The following is a 1,950-nucleotide window of genomic DNA, read 5'->3' on the forward strand; positions in this document are numbered from 1 at the left end:
ATGGATATGAAATTAGAACGAAAGTTCTAGAAATGGCCAAAGACAACGTATGGAGCGATTACCATGCAAAATGGGGTCAGTTTGAACAGTCTGTATCAAGAGACGAGAAAACTGGTGAAATCGTAACTGAAATGAAGTTTCCTGAGGTACCAGGAGCAGATGCGGTGTTGGAAGCGGCTGACAAGTTTTACAATTTTGTAAACGGTAAGCCAACTAAATAGTAATATAAAACAAAAGTACATTTAGGGCGTAGCCCTGATACCAAATAATATATGAGTAAAAGCCCCTCGTTTAGTTTTACTAGGCGGGGGGTTAATCTTTTTATGCTAAGTAGTACTATGTTTAAATTTATAAAAAATTTGATTTTAGATTTTAATGAAGTGGAAAAAGAACTGAACAAGCAAGGTATATTTAACTTTGTAACGATACACGGAGTTTGGACTGCCTTTGTTGACAACGACTCATTAACTATAACAAACCTAAAAGAAACAGGAAAGTATAGAGTTTTTAACGACATTGTAAGAGAACGCGGCGAATTTCCAGAAGCAATATGGTATGGACCTTACAATATTAAGAACATTGTAAATTGGTGTTCAAATGATTATCTAGGTATGGGTCAGCATAAGGTAGTGATTGATGCTATGCATACCGCACTTGATCAAACAGGTAGTGGATCAGGTGGTACTAGAAATATTGGCGGCACAAGCCACTATCACGTAGCTCTAGAGAACGAACTCGCCCGACTGCATAGCAAGGGAGCGGCTTTACTCTACACCAGTGCCTATGTTGCCAATGAATGGACATTAATCGCTCTAAGCAAAATCATAACAAACATATGCTTTTTATCTGATAGTAAGAATCACGCAAGTCTTATTCAAGGAATACTACATTCAAAGGCTGAAAAGCGTATATGGACACACAATGATATGGACGATTTAGAAAAGAAATTGAAGGAGGTTACCGCAGAAGACTTAACCCCTTGCATAGTTTTCGAATCCGTGTATAGCATGGACGGCGATGTCAGCCCAATTTCCGATGTCTGTGACCTAGCCGAAAAGTATGGAGCAATAACTTATATTGATGAAGTCCACGCTATTGGCCTGTATGGCGATACAGGTGCAGGGTATTGTGAGAAGGTGGGCGAAACAAGAATTGATATAGTTAATGCCACGCTTGGAAAAGCATTCGGTGTTCAAGGAGGCTACATTGCCGGTGACGAACTCATCATAGATGCTATACGCAGCGTGGCCAGTGGATTTATATTCACCACTTCTACAAGCCCGGTTATTTGTAGCGGCGCCTTGGCAAGTATAAAATATCTCAAGGACCATAACGAGCTAAGAGTAAAGCATCAAGAAAGAGCTAAAAAATTAAAAGAGATGTTATCCGAGGTGGACATCGAAGTTCATCCTGATGCCTGCACTCACATTGTGCCCGTTATGGTTAGAGATCCTATCAAATGTAAAAAAATGAGCGATATCTTATTAAACGATTACAACATTTATATTCAGCCTATCAACTATCCTACGGTAGCTGAAGGAGAAGAGCGTCTACGCATCGCGCCTACTCCTTGTCACACAGATGCGATGATGCATGATCTTGTTGAAGCTTTAAGAAAAACCTTCAAGCGAGTATCAGAAGGTTGTGCGTAACAGGAGATCACATGATCAAAAAATATCTATATATGGCACTAGGATTTGCATGTCTAGGAATGGCTTACGTCGGAGTGATAGTACCCGGAATACCTTTCAGTATATTCTTGGTAATCGCGGCTTGGGCATTTGCTAAGTCAAGTGACCGTATGCATAAATGGTTATACAACCACAAATACTTTGGTCCATTCTTAACAAACTGGACTCAAAAGAAAGTATTTCCAACTAAAGGAAAGTATGCGATGTTATTAGTAATGGCATCATCGCTTGCATTCTTTTGGTTTACAACCTACAATGT

Annotated in this window: 3 protein-coding genes; all 3 read left to right on the forward strand. The window is 39.6% G+C overall.

Annotated elements, in window-relative coordinates; genetic code table 11:
* A partial coding sequence (locus AAFM34_RS20655; protein ID WP_341666113.1) for a hypothetical protein occupies nt 1–221 on the forward strand: 221 nt, incomplete at its 5' end.
* A 117-nt stretch (nt 222–338) separates the two neighbouring features.
* Nucleotides 339–1,652, forward strand: coding sequence for a 5-aminolevulinate synthase (gene hemA / locus AAFM34_RS20660; protein WP_341666115.1), 1,314 nt, complete (start codon nt 339–341; stop codon nt 1,650–1,652).
* A gap of 11 nt (nt 1,653–1,663) precedes the next feature.
* Nucleotides 1,664–1,950: YbaN family protein (locus tag AAFM34_RS20665; protein ID WP_341666117.1), on the forward strand; the 287-nt coding region annotated here is incomplete at its 3' end.

The organism is Vibrio sp., from assembly GCF_038138445.1.
Lineage (GTDB): Bacteria > Pseudomonadota > Gammaproteobacteria > Enterobacterales > Vibrionaceae > Vibrio.